Below are 14,235 nucleotides of genomic sequence, written 5' to 3'. Positions count from 1 at the left end.
CGTTAAATCGACAAAATCTATACAAGAAAACGCACATTATGGAAGGATTCACAGAAGGGATGTAGAATACAGAAATATGCAAAACATCAACAACATATTAGTTGGTGTAGATGTATATCCCGTGAAGGCTGAAATTGTGCAAGTTGGAGCGGAATTTCATGTCGGAATTTTGTTTGTCGCATCATATGCTCATCCTTTAAGGAAATAGCAAGGCAATTGGATCTTTGTAGATACTGAACAAAATGGAGTTGATTGTTATATGGATCAACATGCAAATGTTACAGATCTCAAGATCAAACAGTATATGTGGCTTGCTACTCTTCTTGTAAAAAGGTGTATATGTATTGTTTCTAAGAGATACATTTGTAACAGATGAGCAAATGTATACAATTTTATATAGCAAGTATGTATATGCGATTTATGCAGATAAAGGACCTATAGGAAAGGTTCAAAATCGTTTATACAATGTAATCGGCAACACTTTCTAACAAGTTTAGAAAAATATTGTCGAATTATAAAGGAATTTTTTAATTTATATCGAATACAAAATACGACACGGAGATGGAGTTATGGGGAACAGAATTCCCGAAGAAGTTGTTGAACAAATTCGGACATCATCCGATATTGTAGAAGTGATTGGTGAATACGTTCAACTTAGAAAACAGGGGCGTAACTATTTCGGCCTTTGTCCATTTCATGGTGAGAATTCTCCTTCATTCTCTGTTTCATCTGATAAGCAAATTTTTCATTGCTTCGGATGTGGAGAAGGTGGAAATGTATTTTCCTTTCTAATGAAAATGGAAGGACTGGCTTTTACCGAGGCTGTTCAAAAGCTAGGCGAAAGAAATGGAATTGCGGTTGCAGAGTATACATCAGGGCAAGGACAACAAGAAGACATATCTGATGACACTGTCATCATGCAACAAGCTCATGAATTATTGAAAAAGTATTATCATCATTTATTAGTAAATACGGAAGAGGGAAATGAAGCACTTTCATATTTATTAAACCGTGGTATTACGAAAGAGATGATTGAGAAGTTTGAAATTGGTTATGCATCACCTGCTTGGGATGCAGCGACGAAAATTTTACAAAAAAGAGGTTTATCGCTGTCTAGTATGGAACAAGCTGGCCTTCTAATAAGAAGTGAGAAGGATGGTAGTCATTACGATCGCTTCCGTGGAAGAGTTATGTTCCCGATCTATACGTTACAAGGTAAGGTGATAGCGTTTAGTGGAAGGGCGTTAGGGGATGACACTCCGAAATATTTAAATAGCCCTGAAACACCGATTTTTCACAAAAGTAAATTGTTGTATAACTTCCACCAAGCAAGACCGTTTATTAGAAAGCGTGGGCAAGTGGTTCTTTTTGAAGGATATGCCGATGTGCTAGCTGCGGTAAAAAGTGGTGTGGAAGAAGCTGTTGCGACAATGGGAACAGCTTTAACTGAAGAACAAGCAAAACTTCTGCGACGTAACGTTGAAACTGTTGTTCTTTGCTATGATGGTGATAAAGCAGGGCGAGAAGCGACGATGAAAGCAGGGCAATTATTGCTAAAAGTTGGTTGCCAAGTGAAAGTCACATCCTTGCCAGATAAGCTTGATCCTGATGAATATGTGCAACAATATGGGACTACCGCTTTTGAAAATCTTGTGAAATCAAGTGTGAGTTTTGTTGGTTTTAAAATAAATTATTTGCGTTTAGGGAAAAATTTGCAAGATGAGTCTGGCAAAGAAGAATATGTGAAAAGTGTTTTAAAAGAGTTATCGTTGTTACAAGATGCGATGCAGGCAGAGTCATATTTGAAGTCATTATCGCAAGAATTTTCGTATTCAATGGAAACACTTTTGAATCAATTGCACCAATATCGCAAAGAACAAAAGGTACAGCAAAAACAAATAAAGCAGGTTGCTAAACCGTCTCAAGTCGTTCAAACAAAACCGAAGTTAACAGGTTTTGAAAGAGCGGAAAGAGAAATTATTTACCATATGTTGCAAAGTGCAGAAGTAGCTGTTCGTATGGAATCCCATATAGAAGATTTTCATACAGAAGAACATAAAGGGATTTTATATGAACTATACGCATATTATGAAAAGGGAAATGAACCTTCAGTCGGAACATTTTTAAGTTGGCTCTCTGATGAAAAGTTGAAAAATATTATCACTGATATTTCGACGGATGAATTTATTAATCCAGAATACACAGAAGAAGTGTTGCAAGGCCATTTGGAGACGCTTAGGCGGCATCAGGAAAATCTTGAAAAGATGGAGATCATCTTTAAAGTGAAACAAATGGAAAAAACAGATCCTGTAGAGGCTGCTAAATATTATGTAGCATATTTACAAAATCAAAAAGCGAGAAAATAGCTTTTTTGATAAAGTTTTAGTATAATGAATGTTTGTATCTCGCGTAAGGAGGGGAACAGATGGCTGACAAACCAGCTCGTTCTAAACAAATTGAAACTGAAATGACCCTTGAGCAAGTGAAAGAACAACTCACTGAGCTCGGAAAAAAACGTGGCGTTCTTACATATGAAGAGATTGCAGAACGCATGAATGGATTTGAAATTGAATCCGATCAAATGGATGAATACTATGAATATTTAGGTGAACAAGGCATTGACTTAGTTGGTGATAATGACAACGAAGAAGGCCCTAATAATCGCCAAATTACAAAAACAGAAGAAGAGTTTGACCTCAATGATTTAAGTGTACCACCTGGGGTTAAAATCAACGATCCTGTTCGTATGTATTTAAAAGAAATTGGTCGTGTAGACTTACTATCTGCAGAAGAAGAAATTCGACTTGCAACGCGTATTGAAGAAGGCGATGAAGAAGCGAAACGTCGTCTTGCAGAAGCAAACTTACGTCTTGTAGTAAGTATTGCAAAGCGCTACGTAGGCCGTGGTATGCTTTTCTTAGACTTAATTCAAGAAGGTAATATGGGTCTAATTAAAGCTGTTGAAAAGTTCGATTATCGTAAAGGTTTCAAATTTAGTACGTATGCAACTTGGTGGATTCGCCAAGCTATTACACGTGCGATTGCGGACCAAGCGCGAACAATTCGTATTCCAGTTCATATGGTTGAAACGATTAATAAGTTAATTCGTGTACAACGTCAATTATTACAAGATTTAGGTCGCGAACCGTCTCCTGAAGAGATTGGTGAAGAAATGGATCTTGCTCCAGAAAAAGTACGTGAAATCTTAAAAATTGCACAGGAGCCAGTTTCTCTTGAAACACCAATTGGTGAAGAAGATGACTCCCATTTAGGTGACTTTATTGAAGACCAAGAAGCAACATCGCCTGCGGACCATGCAGCCTATGAATTGCTAAAAGAACAATTAGAAGATGTGTTAGATACACTAACAGATCGTGAAGAAAATGTTCTGCGTCTTCGTTTCGGTTTAGATGATGGACGAACTCGTACGCTTGAAGAAGTTGGGAAAGTATTCGGCGTAACGAGAGAGCGTATCCGTCAAATTGAAGCAAAAGCACTTCGCAAATTAAGACATCCAAGTCGTAGTAAGCGTCTTAAGGATTTCTTAGAATAGGTTATTTTTTAAGTTTACTTCACCTTTGTGAAGTAAACTTTTTTATTTTGTTAATTTTTGTTAAAATTTAGCTATCGGCAACGATTACAATTTCTTGTAATTTATTTTACAGAATTGTCTTTTGATTTGCAAATGCTCATTTTTCGATTTTTCGATTAATTTTGTTTATTCTATACAAAAATATATGTAGAAAAGCGAAAAATATGATGAGAAACGTTAATAATTATCGAAATAATAAGCTATATGACAATAAAAAACAATAAACTGAATTTATGGAATATTTTTAACAAGTAGTAGTTTTCTCTTTTCTGATAGAGCGTTTTCAAGTACAATGGAAATGACTGAATCATCTAACTATTTAGGGGTATAGAGGGGGGAGAAGAGATATGAAACGTAATCCGCTGATTCCGTTCGCTCTTATTGCAGCATTGGGTATTATCGTTATGTTTGTATTTTCATTTCAGGGGCTAAATAAATCTAAAGAGTTAGCTGATGCAAAAAATGGCGGGAAGCCAGCACAAACAGCATCAAAACCAGAGGATATTGTGAAGCAAAGCTGTACGAGCTGCCACGGTGATCAGCTACAAGGGGCAGTAGGACCTAACTTACAAAAAATTGGTGGGAAACTTTCAAAGGATGAAATTAAAGAAATTCTTTCGAAAGGAAAGGGCAATATGCCTGCTAATATAGTTCCAGCTGATCAAGCCACTAAAGTAGCTGATTGGTTATCGAAGAAAAAATAAAGTTCCGTATGACAAGTCTTTTGCTTATGCAAAGGGCTTGTTTTTCTATATTTTCTAAAATACGATGAATGATAGAGAAGTGAATTGTTGTTATGGGCTTGCAACAACTACTATAAATTCATTATCATGGAGACAGACTGACAAGAGAAGGAGTAATGGAAATACATGAATGAAGTAAAGCTTTCAAAACGATTAGAAGAAGTTGTGCGTGAAATACCGGTAGGATCTACAGTTGCTGATATTGGATCGGATCATGCGTATTTACCGTGTTATACAATTATAAATAATATTGCTACAAAAGCAGTTGCTGGAGAGGTTGTAGATGGACCGTTTCGCTCTGCACAAGCAACTGTAGCTGAAAGTGGCTTGCAAGATAAAGTAGATGTGCGTAAAGGGAATGGATTAGCTGTTATAGCGCCAGGAGAAGTAGATGTAATTACGGTTGCTGGAATGGGCGGAGCGTTAATTCGTGACATTTTAGAAAGTGGTAAAGAAAAATTAGAAGGTGTAACACGTTTAATTTTACAGCCGAATATTGCAGCACATCATATTCGTGAATGGTTTGTTGAAAATGGTTGGGAGCTTATCCATGAAAAAATCGTAAAAGAAGATGGGAAAATTTATGAGATTTTAGTAGGAGAGCGAGGAAATGTCGAAGCACCTTACTCGGAAAATAAACAAGCGGGATTGTTTATGGGGCCATTTTTAATAAAAGAAAAAAGTGAAGCTTTCGTTGAAAAATGGGAAGGGGAATTGAAAAACTTCCAAAATATTTTAAAACAGTTAGAACGTGCGGCTAATTCTGAAGAAACAAAAGCGAAACGTGCAGAAGTAGAAGCGAAAATGAAAATGATAGGGGAGATTTTATCATGAGTAAAATTCCAAACGGCCATGAAATTATTTCTTTATTTGAAAGTATGTATCCGAAGCATCTGGCGATGGAAGGAGATAAAATTGGTCTGCAGATTGGAGCGCTTAATAAATCTGTACAACACGTATTAATTGCATTAGATGTAACGGACGAAGTTGTGGAGGAAGCGATTCAATTAGGAGCGAATGTCATTATCGCGCATCATCCTTTAATTTTTAATCCGTTAAAAGCGATTCATACAGATAAAGCGTACGGAAGAATTATTGAAACGTGTATTAAAAATGATATTGCCATTTATGCAGCGCATACAAATGTGGATGTTGCCAAGGGCGGGGTAAATGATTTACTTGCTGAGGCGTTAGGGTTGCAAAATACAGAAGTTTTGGCACCGACATATGCAGAAGAAATGAAAAAAGTTGTTGTGTTTGTGCCAGTAACTCATGCCGAGGAAGTACGAAAAGCATTAGGAGACGCAGGTGCTGGTCATATCGGCAATTATAGCCACTGTACGTTTAGTAGCGAGGGTACAGGTACGTTTGTACCTCAAGAGGGGACAAATCCTTATGTAGGGGAAACTGGACAGTTAGAGCGCGTAGAAGAAGTGCGGATCGAAACGATTATTCCAGTTTCACTACAACGAAAAGTGATTAAAGCAATGGTAACGGCACATCCATATGAAGAAGTAGCGTATGATGTGTATCCACTTGATAACAAAGGCGAAACATTAGGGCTTGGGAAAATAGGATACTTAAAAGAAGAAATGACACTTGGACAGTTTGCAGAACATGTAAAGCAATCATTAGATGTAAAGGGTGCACGAGTTGTTGGGAAATTAGATGATAAAGTGCGCAAAGTAGCTGTACTTGGTGGTGATGGTAACAAATACATCAATCAAGCTAAATTTAAAGGAGCAGATGTATATGTAACAGGTGACATGTATTATCATGTTGCTCATGATGCGATGATGCTCGGTTTAAATATAGTTGACCCAGGACATAACGTTGAAAAAGTAATGAAGCAAGGTGTGCAAAAGCAATTACAAGAAAAAGTGGATGCAAAGAAACTCAATGTACACATTCATGCTTCGCAATTACATACAGATCCATTTACATTTGTATAAGAAAAATAAAAACCGTTGCTCATATAGGCAACGGTTTTTATTATTGTTCTTTTTTCACTTTTACACGAGGTAATATTTTTTGTAACGGTACTTTTCGAACTCTCTCCCATGTAGCGGGATTCATTGGGTCATATTGATCTAAGAAAGCGATAACTTCTTTTGTAATTGGAGTTGGAGTAGAAGCACCTGCTGTAACAGCTACGTTTTCTACACCTTGTAGCCACTCTAATTTAATCTCACTTACGTCTGCAACGCGGTATGCTTTCGTACCAGCAATTTCTTGTGACACTTGTGCTAAACGGTTTGAGTTGTTACTTTTCGGATCACCGACAACAATTGTTAAGTCTGCAACATCAGCTTGTTTAGCGACAGCTTCTTGGCGAACTTGAGTTGCTAAACAAATTTCTTTATGGAATTCTGCTGTTGGGAATTTTTTTTGAATGTCCTCCATTAAATGTTGAACATCCCATTGACTCATCGTTGTTTGATTCGTTACTAAAATTTTATCTGTTGGGATTTCTAATGTTTTTAAATCATCGGCTTTTTCGATAAGGTGAACGATGTCAGGTGCAATACCAACTGCGCCTTCTGGCTCTGGATGATTTTTTTTACCGATATAAATGACATGATACCCTTCCGCTTTCTTAGCTTCGATAAGGTCATGTGTCTTGGTAACATCTGGACAAGTGGCATCGATTGTTGTTAAACCTTTTTCTTTTGCGCGTTGTTTAACTTCTGGAGAAACACCGTGTGCAGTGAAAATAACAGTACCAGAATCAATTTTATCTAAAATTTCTAAGCGACTTGGACCGTCTAATGTGATGATTCCATCTTCTTCAAAAGCGTCTGTAACATGTTTATTGTGAACAATCATACCTAAAATATAAATGGGTCTCGGCAATGATTTATCTAATGCGGCGTTACGTGCAATTACCATTGCATCGACAACACCGTAGCAATAACCACGAGGGGAAATTTTAACAATTTTCATATGAGTAATCCTCTCCTTCTAAACAAGGGATACTTTTGTGCATAGTCTTTTACATTATAAAGGAGGAGTGGATAGAAAACAAAGGATTGTTACACATATAGTTTTGGTTTTGTTGCTGTTTTTTGAACAGGCTCCTCTCGTAATTCTTTTTCTATGACTGGCTCAATCACTATTTTTTTTCTTTTTCTTTTTTTTTGTGGAGGAGGCGGAGTTGCTACCTCAACCTTTTCTGTTATGTCTTCAGCCTGATTTTTAGTTGAATCTTCTTCCGTACTTTTTCCAGAGGTGAGGATTTTAACAATGCTTGGTAGGTTACGCATAATAGGGCCGTACTGTTCGACGACAGGGCTTACAGATTGAACGACTTGGGATACTTTTTCTATATTGTTTATCATATTAGTTGGATTCGAAATTAAATTCGCAAAAAAACTGCCGATGCCGCTACTGGATGCTGCTGTAGTTGTTGCACCGCCGCGCGTTTCGTTTGATTCGTACATTTGAGGGGGAATCATTTGCTCTGGATGCTGCTGCATGTATGGTTGATATTGCTGTGAGTACTGCTGTGGGTATTGCTGTTGATATTGGGGTTGATATTGTTGCCGATATTGAGGTGGCGGTTGCTGGTGCTGGTGCATCATTGGTGGTGGTCCTTCCATTTGTCGATAAGGCGGAACCATTTGCATGTAAGGTTCGGTTGGATCGTGTTTTTTAAAGAGTTTAGCAAGGAACCCTTTCTTTTTTTGTGCCATTGGTGGTAGTTGTGGAATTGGATATGGTGTATAAGGTTGCTGCCCTTGATTTGGATACATTTGTCTTGTAGGGGATTTTGGAAACATGTGAGAAATCCTCCTTTCTTCAGTTAGGTATATACACATACAATATGCAATAAGGGGGAAGAAGGTTAGTTTTTGAAGGGAAAACCTAAACTAAAGATGGATTTTACTTGTAGATTTCGATATAATGTAGACTTGACTGATTTGTGCGCGCAGTAGAAATTTAGAAAGAAGGTGTAACTTATGACACAACAAACTTTTACACAGTATGATTTTAAACCATTTTTAATAGATGCAGTTCGTGAACTACGCTTTACAGAGCCGACAGGAATTCAGCAGAAAATTTTCCCGGTCGTGAAAAAAGGTGTAAGTGTAATTGGACAATCCCAAACAGGTTCTGGGAAAACACATGCATACTTACTTCCTACATTGAACAGAATTAATGCAAGCCGTGAAGAAGTACAACTTGTTATTACAGCACCTACTCGTGAGTTAGCACAACAAATTTACGAAGAGATTGTGAAATTAACAAAATTCTGTGCGGAAGATCAAATGATTACAGCGCGTTGTTTAATTGGTGGAACTGATAAACAACGTTCAATTGAAAAGTTGAAAAAACAACCTCATATCGTAGTCGGGACACCAGGACGTATTAAAGACTTAGTAGAAGAACAAGCATTATTTGTTCATAAAGCAAATACGATTATTGTCGATGAAGCTGACTTAATGCTTGATATGGGATTCATTCACGATGTAGATAAAATTGCAGCACGCATGCCTAAAAACTTGCAAATGCTAGTTTTCTCTGCAACAATTCCTCAAAAACTAAAACCGTTTCTGAAGAAATATATGGAGAATCCAGAGCATATTCATATCAATCCAAAACAAGTTGCAGCTGGAAACATTGAACACTATTTAGTGCCTTCTAAACATCGTAATAAAATTGATTTAGTGAATAAAATGCTACTTCAATTTAAACCGTATTTAGCAGTTGTTTTCACGAATACGAAAAAAATGGCAGATCAAGTTGCTGATGGATTAATGGAACGCGGCTTAAAAGTTGGACGAATTCACGGGGATTTATCACCACGTGATCGTAAAAAAATGATGAAACAAATTCGTGACCTTGAATTCCAATATATTGTTGCGACTGATTTAGCAGCACGTGGTATCGATATTGAAGGAATTAGCCATGTTATTAACTATGAGCTACCATCAGATTTAGATTTCTTCGTTCACCGCGTTGGAAGAACAGCACGTGCCGGGCATTCTGGTATTGCAGTGACGATTTATGATCCAGCAAACGAAGAAGCATTAGATAGCTTAGAAAAACAACGTCATATCGAGTTTAAACATGTAGATTTACGCGGAGATGAGTGGGCAGATTTAGGTGAGCGTCGTCGTCGTAAGAGCCGTAAAAAACCAAATGACGAACTTGACGTTATGGCAACGAAAGTTATTAAAAAACCGAAAAAAGTAAAACCAAACTATAAACGTAAACTTGCAACAGAACGTGACAAAGTGAAGAGAAAATATAGCAATAAAAAAAGATAAGGGGTTTCCCTTATCTTTTTTTAATCTCGCTAATTTAAATGAAGAGTATAGTCTGTTTAAATACTCATATAAATTTGTGTAGTGCGTCTTTTGTGAACAAACAATTCACTACATATTTCTACAAATTATGCTATCATTATATCTATTGTATATTGAAGAGGTGATTGTATGTTAAAGATTGGATCTCATGTTTCCATGAGTGGTAAGAACATGTTATTAGCAGCAAGTGAAGAGGCTGTTTCATACGGTGCAACAACGTTTATGATTTATACAGGTGCACCGCAAAATACACGAAGAAAACCAATTGAAGAATTGAACATAGAAGCAGGAAGAAAACATATGGAGCTGAATGGTATTGAGGAAATTATCGTCCATGCGCCGTATATTATTAATGTTGGGAATACGACGAAGCCAGAAACATTCCAATTAGGTGTAGACTTCCTTCGTATGGAAATTGAAAGAACATCGGCATTAGGTGTAGCGAAACAAATTGTTCTTCACCCAGGAGCGCACGTTGGTGCTGGAGCAGATGCTGGTATTCAACAAATTATTAAAGGGCTTAATGAAGTACTAACGCCAGAACAGACGGTTAACATTGCGTTAGAGACGATGGCAGGAAAAGGAACAGAATGTGGTCGTAGCTTTGAAGAAATTGCAAAGATCATTGATGGCGTAAAATATAATGAAAAGCTATCTGTATGCTTTGATACGTGTCATACGCACGATGCAGGATATGATATTGTAAATGACTTTGACGGTGTATTAAACGAATTTGATAAGATCGTTGGTATAGATCGTTTACAAGTACTTCATATTAATGATAGTAAAAATGTACGCGGAGCAGGAAAAGACCGTCATGAAAACATCGGATTTGGTCACATTGGGTATAAAGCGTTGCATCACATTGTACATCATCCACAGTTAATGCATGTACCAAAAATTCTTGAAACACCGTATGTAGGGGAAGATAAAAAAGATAAGAAGCCACCATACAAATTGGAAATCGAAATGCTGAAAAACGGTACTTTTGATGAAGGGCTTCTTGAAAAAATTAAAGCGCAATAAGGAGGGGATTTCCCCTCCTTATTTTAGTAATTGCTGAAATAATGTATTTACTTGTTGGGCAGTGGCAGGGGAAGTTACTTTTGCAATCTGTTTTAAGAGCTCTAGTCGCTCGTTGTTATCGTAAATATTAATATTTTTACCTTTCATAAGTAAAACGATTTGGTCAGCTTGTGCAGTCGTAATAGAAACTTCATATTCTTTGCTATATTTTAATAACTCTTTTGTAGAAATATGATTTAATTTTTTATTAACAATTTGTTTAATGAGGTTCATCTTGTTATCCTCCTTCAGGCGTTCTTCTATCGAAATATATGAGCATATAGCTTGTACATATTCGTATAGAGTTTCTTTTTTCATGAGGAAAAGAAGCGTATGTTATAATATAAGGACAAAACTACAGAAAAAGAGTAAAGGGAGGACCTATGGAGCAAAAGCAACATCGAAAAGAAAGTGTTATTCATCTCATTTATCGTTTAGTTATGATTATTTTTGGGGCAGCATGCGCAGCGGTAGCGATTGAACTATTTTTAATGCCAAATAAAATTATTGATGGTGGAATTATTGGTATTTCTCTTATATTAGATTACCTTACTCCTAATATTTGGTGGTTAAGTTTTTCTACTTTAGTCGTTGTTCTCAATATCCCATTTATGTATTCGGGTTATAAGCAAATTGGAAAAACATTCATGTTATCTTCGGCATTTGGTATTGTAGCACTAGCATTCATTGAGTCAACGTTACATGCGGTGCCACCGTTTACAACAGAGCCTATTTTAGCGACTGTGTTTGGTGGTCTTATTTTAGGTCTTGGTGTAGGACTTGTAATTCGTCATGGTGGATCGTTAGATGGAACTGAAATTATGGGGATTTTATTAACGAAGAAATTACCGTTCTCTGTTGGTGAATTCGTAATGTTTGTGAACTTATTTATTTTTGCATGGGCAGCATTTGTGTTTGGTGTGGAACAAGCGATGTATTCTGTTATGACGTACTATATTGCATTTAAAACAATCGATACAGTAATTCAAGGGTTAGATGAAACGAAAGCAGTTTTAATTGTATCTGATCAATATGAGGAAGTATCAAATGCGATTTTACATCGACTCGGTCGTGGAACTACAAAGCTTGTAGCAAAAGGTGGTTATACAGATAAAGAAAAAGAAGTTATTTATGCAGTTGTAACGCGTCTAGAAGTGACGAAGTTAAAGTCAATTGTGCATGAAATTGATGAAAATGCGTTTGTTACGATTATGAGCACGCAAGAGACAAATGGTGGTAAGTTTAAATCGGCTATTCACTAAACGTATATAGGAATATTTTTCGAAAGCAGAGAATTTTTCTCTGCTTTTTGTTATAATAGTAAGGTTTCTTGAAAAAATAGATATATTTTAGGCAGATTGGTTTACAACTATAATAAGCTGTACTATAATTCAAATAGATATAAATCGGAATCATTCTGAATTAAAATAGGTGAGATGCTATGAATAATATATTAGAGATTGAAGGTTTAACATTCCGATACGAAGATCGGAATGTGTTAGAAAATATTAATTTGCAAGTTCCGAAGGGAGCTTTTTTAGGTTTAGTGGGACCGAATGGTTCAGGTAAATCAACTTTACTTAAGTGTTTATTAGGCGTTTTAAAGCCAAAAGAAGGAAGCATTCGTGTGTTTGGCGTTGATAGTAAGAAGTTTAAGGAATGGAATAAAGTTGGTTATGTATCCCAAAAAGCAAATAGTTTCAATTCTGGTTTTCCAGCAACTGTTTCTGAAGTTGTGTCAATGGGACTTGTTTCGAAAAAAGGGCTTTTTCGCTTTTTCACAAAAGAGGATAAGAAAAAGGTAGAAAAAGCAATTGCTGATGTAGGGATGAGTGAGTTTCAAGGTCGTAATATTGGAGAGCTTTCTGGTGGACAGCAACAGCGTGTATTTATTGCTCGTGCGCTCGTTAGCGATCCTGAATTGCTTATTTTAGACGAGCCTACTGTTGGAATCGATGTGAAAAATGTGGAAAGTTTTTACGAAATATTAGAGGATTTAAACAAAAGGCTCGGGATCACATTAATTCTTGTTACTCATGATATGGGAGCTGTTACCGAAAAAGTAACACATGTTGCATGCCTAAACCAACATCTACATTTCCATGGAAATGTAGAGAAGTTCCGAGAGTTAGAAGATGCAGAAATGTCCGTCTTATATGGACATCATGTTCATCGTTTAGAACACGAACATGAGCATCACGGGAGGATATAATGATACAAGATTTTTTACAATATGACTTTTTACGTAATTCTTTATATGCAGGTATTTTAATTGGACTTGTTGCACCGCTAATAGGTGTGTTTGTTGTTATTCGTCGTTTATCTCTTATTGCGGATGCATTAAGTCACGTGACGTTATCAGGTATTGCAGCAAGTTTATTACTTGAAAAAACCATTTTTACAGGTGGATTTTTAAACCCCTTATATATGGGGATGGTTTTTTCAATTGGTGGAGCGCTATTAATCGAAAAGTTAAGAACTGTATATAAGCACTATCAAGAATTAGCAATTCCGATTATCCTTTCGGCAGGGATGGGAGTTGGAGTTATTTTCATTTCACTTGCAAATGGATTTAACACAGACTTATTTAGTTATTTATTTGGTAGTGTCAGTGCTGTAACAAGTACGGATTTAATTATTATTGGGATTGTAGCAATTGTTGTTGTTGCGACAATTATTTTATTATATAAAGAGCTGTTTCTACTATCATTTGATGAGGAATACGCAGTATCAACTGGTTTAAGAGCGAAATGGATTCACTTTATTTTCATTATATTAGTTGCTCTTGTCATTGCAGTATCAATGCGTGTAGTAGGGGTTCTTCTCGTATCATCATTAATGACGTTACCAGTTGCAGCAAGTATTCGTATTGCTAAAGGATTTAAACAAACAATTTTCTTTTCCATTTTATTTGGTGAAATTGCAGTAATTGGTGGAATGTTTGCTTCGTATCAACTTGATCTAGCACCAGGTGGTACAATTGTTATGATAGCAGTTCTTATTTTAATCGGTGCGATTTTATGGAAGAAGAAAAAAACTGCATAAAGTAGGGATAGGTATGAATCTAACAGAAGCTTTACGCCTAATGAAGGAAAAAGGATACAAACATACTGGAAAAAGAGAAGAGATGCTCAGATTATTTGCAGCACATAATCGTTATTTAACTGCGAAAGACGTTTTAGAGCATATGAAAGACGATTATCCAGGGCTTAGTTTTGATACGATTTATCGTAACTTAACAGTTTTTGCTGAGATTGGTGTTTTAGAACAAACGGAATTAAATGGTGAAAAACATTTTCGTTTCACTTGTTCTATTATGGAACATCATCATCATTTTATTTGTTTGGATTGTGGTGGGACGAAAGAGATTACTTCCTGCCCAATGGATTTTATGAATAAAGATTTTACTGGTTATGAAGTAACGGGTCATAAGTTTGAAATATATGGTCGTTGTCCAAAATGTGCAAAGTAAAAGCTCGTCGGTTATATAACTGACGAGCTTTTTTTACGTAGAAAAGAAGGTTGC

Annotated in this window: 15 protein-coding genes; 12 read left to right on the top strand and 3 right to left on the bottom strand. The window is 36.4% G+C overall.

The genetic code is table 11. The annotated features are described in order from the left end of the window. Window positions 1-344: 344 nt before the first annotated feature. The 6 genes from N2V79_RS21070 (at window position 345) to N2V79_RS21045 (ending at window position 6,287) form a co-directional block, all read left to right on the top strand. Window positions 345-488: a hypothetical protein gene (locus tag N2V79_RS21070; protein ID WP_000479733.1), complete on the top strand. Its 144-nt coding sequence runs from the start codon at window positions 345-347 to the stop codon at window positions 486-488. 81 nt (window positions 489-569) lie between these two features. Further along, on the top strand, window positions 570-2,366 hold the full coding sequence (gene dnaG / locus N2V79_RS21065; protein ID WP_340720197.1) for a DNA primase: 1,797 nt from the start codon (window positions 570-572) through the stop codon (window positions 2,364-2,366). Window positions 2,367-2,425: 59 nt separating this feature from the next. After that, window positions 2,426-3,553 (top strand): RNA polymerase sigma factor RpoD, encoded by a 1,128-nt coding sequence (gene rpoD / locus N2V79_RS21060; protein WP_000764066.1) that lies wholly within the window; start codon window positions 2,426-2,428, stop codon window positions 3,551-3,553. A 386-nt stretch (window positions 3,554-3,939) separates the two neighbouring features. After that, entirely contained in the window at window positions 3,940-4,296 is a 357-nt protein-coding gene (cccA, locus tag N2V79_RS21055) for a cytochrome c550 (RefSeq protein ID WP_000828142.1), read from the top strand. A gap of 165 nt (window positions 4,297-4,461) precedes the next feature. Further along, window positions 4,462-5,169, top strand: coding sequence for a tRNA (adenine(22)-N(1))-methyltransferase (locus N2V79_RS21050; RefSeq protein WP_001006547.1), 708 nt, complete (start codon window positions 4,462-4,464; stop codon window positions 5,167-5,169). Beyond that, window positions 5,166-6,287 (top strand): Nif3-like dinuclear metal center hexameric protein, encoded by a 1,122-nt coding sequence (locus tag N2V79_RS21045; RefSeq protein WP_340720196.1) that lies wholly within the window; start codon window positions 5,166-5,168, stop codon window positions 6,285-6,287. The genes N2V79_RS21050 and N2V79_RS21045 overlap by 4 nt, the downstream gene beginning before the upstream one ends. Before the next feature lie 40 nt (window positions 6,288-6,327). Here N2V79_RS21045 and N2V79_RS21040 read toward each other — a convergent pair whose 3' ends face one another. Beyond that, window positions 6,328-7,278 (bottom strand): 4-hydroxy-3-methylbut-2-enyl diphosphate reductase, encoded by a 951-nt coding sequence (locus N2V79_RS21040; RefSeq protein ID WP_000706657.1) that lies wholly within the window; start codon window positions 7,276-7,278, stop codon window positions 6,328-6,330. A gap of 89 nt (window positions 7,279-7,367) precedes the next feature. Continuing rightward, a complete protein-coding gene (gene vrrA / locus N2V79_RS21035; protein ID WP_000484179.1) occupies window positions 7,368-8,114 on the bottom strand; it encodes a VrrA/YqfQ family protein in 747 nt (248 codons plus the stop codon). Window positions 8,115-8,294: 180 nt separating this feature from the next. Here vrrA and N2V79_RS21030 point away from each other — a divergent pair, with 180 nt between their 5' ends. Both N2V79_RS21030 and N2V79_RS21025 read left to right on the top strand, forming a co-directional pair. Continuing rightward, the gene (locus N2V79_RS21030) at window positions 8,295-9,605 is read left to right on the top strand and encodes a DEAD/DEAH box helicase (protein WP_000194023.1); all 1,311 of its coding nucleotides are present in this window, start codon (window positions 8,295-8,297) and stop codon (window positions 9,603-9,605) included. A 168-nt stretch (window positions 9,606-9,773) separates the two neighbouring features. Further along, entirely contained in the window at window positions 9,774-10,670 is an 897-nt protein-coding gene (locus N2V79_RS21025) for a deoxyribonuclease IV (RefSeq protein WP_000912471.1), read from the top strand. An 18-nt stretch (window positions 10,671-10,688) separates the two neighbouring features. Here N2V79_RS21025 and N2V79_RS21020 read toward each other — a convergent pair whose 3' ends face one another. Then, window positions 10,689-10,943 carry a DUF2624 domain-containing protein gene (locus N2V79_RS21020; RefSeq protein WP_001048958.1) on the bottom strand — a complete coding sequence of 85 codons (255 nt, stop codon included), beginning with the start codon at window positions 10,941-10,943 and terminating at the stop codon, window positions 10,689-10,691. 149 nt (window positions 10,944-11,092) lie between these two features. Here N2V79_RS21020 and N2V79_RS21015 point away from each other — a divergent pair, with 149 nt between their 5' ends. The 4 genes from N2V79_RS21015 to N2V79_RS21000 all read left to right on the top strand — a co-directional run bounded on the left by N2V79_RS21015 (window position 11,093) and on the right by N2V79_RS21000 (window position 14,181). Continuing rightward, on the top strand, window positions 11,093-11,971 hold the full coding sequence (locus N2V79_RS21015) for a YitT family protein (protein WP_000435960.1): 879 nt from the start codon (window positions 11,093-11,095) through the stop codon (window positions 11,969-11,971). 179 nt (window positions 11,972-12,150) lie between these two features. Next, a complete protein-coding gene (locus N2V79_RS21010) occupies window positions 12,151-12,921 on the top strand; it encodes a metal ABC transporter ATP-binding protein (protein WP_001059662.1) in 771 nt (256 codons plus the stop codon). Then, complete coding sequence (locus N2V79_RS21005; RefSeq protein WP_000613817.1) at window positions 12,921-13,754, top strand: metal ABC transporter permease; 834 nt, start codon at window positions 12,921-12,923, stop codon at window positions 13,752-13,754. Before N2V79_RS21010 ends, N2V79_RS21005 begins: the two co-directional genes overlap by 1 nt. Before the next feature lie 13 nt (window positions 13,755-13,767). Next, window positions 13,768-14,181 (top strand): Fur family transcriptional regulator, encoded by a 414-nt coding sequence (locus N2V79_RS21000; protein ID WP_001054516.1) that lies wholly within the window; start codon window positions 13,768-13,770, stop codon window positions 14,179-14,181. The last annotated feature ends 54 nt before the right edge of the window (window positions 14,182-14,235 follow it).

The organism is Bacillus sp. CH_70 (assembly GCF_038007045.1).
In the GTDB taxonomy this organism is placed as follows: domain Bacteria; phylum Bacillota; class Bacilli; order Bacillales; family Bacillaceae_G; genus Bacillus_A; species Bacillus_A cereus.
This window is presented reverse-complemented; position numbering and strand designations above follow the sequence as displayed.

Bases quoted from the DNA above. Each gene is read 5' to 3' on its own strand.
- N2V79_RS21050 (WP_001006547.1), top strand. From the start codon at position 4,462: ATGAATGAAGTAAAGCTTTCAAAACGATTAGAAGAAGTTGTGCGTGAA.
- N2V79_RS21025 (WP_000912471.1), top strand. From the start codon at position 9,774: ATGTTAAAGATTGGATCTCATGTTTCCATGAGTGGTAAGAACATGTTA.
- N2V79_RS21015 (WP_000435960.1), top strand. From the start codon at position 11,093: ATGGAGCAAAAGCAACATCGAAAAGAAAGTGTTATTCATCTCATTTAT.
- N2V79_RS21045 (WP_340720196.1), top strand. From the start codon at position 5,166: ATGAGTAAAATTCCAAACGGCCATGAAATTATTTCTTTATTTGAAAGT.
- dnaG (WP_340720197.1), top strand. From the start codon at position 570: ATGGGGAACAGAATTCCCGAAGAAGTTGTTGAACAAATTCGGACATCA.
- N2V79_RS21000 (WP_001054516.1), top strand. From the start codon at position 13,768: ATGAATCTAACAGAAGCTTTACGCCTAATGAAGGAAAAAGGATACAAA.
- N2V79_RS21020 (WP_001048958.1), bottom strand. From the start codon at position 10,943: ATGAACCTCATTAAACAAATTGTTAATAAAAAATTAAATCATATTTCT.
- N2V79_RS21005 (WP_000613817.1), top strand. From the start codon at position 12,921: ATGATACAAGATTTTTTACAATATGACTTTTTACGTAATTCTTTATAT.
- rpoD (WP_000764066.1), top strand. From the start codon at position 2,426: ATGGCTGACAAACCAGCTCGTTCTAAACAAATTGAAACTGAAATGACC.
- cccA (WP_000828142.1), top strand. From the start codon at position 3,940: ATGAAACGTAATCCGCTGATTCCGTTCGCTCTTATTGCAGCATTGGGT.
- N2V79_RS21040 (WP_000706657.1), bottom strand. From the start codon at position 7,278: ATGAAAATTGTTAAAATTTCCCCTCGTGGTTATTGCTACGGTGTTGTC.
- N2V79_RS21010 (WP_001059662.1), top strand. From the start codon at position 12,151: ATGAATAATATATTAGAGATTGAAGGTTTAACATTCCGATACGAAGAT.
- vrrA (WP_000484179.1), bottom strand. From the start codon at position 8,114: ATGTTTCCAAAATCCCCTACAAGACAAATGTATCCAAATCAAGGGCAG.
- N2V79_RS21030 (WP_000194023.1), top strand. From the start codon at position 8,295: ATGACACAACAAACTTTTACACAGTATGATTTTAAACCATTTTTAATA.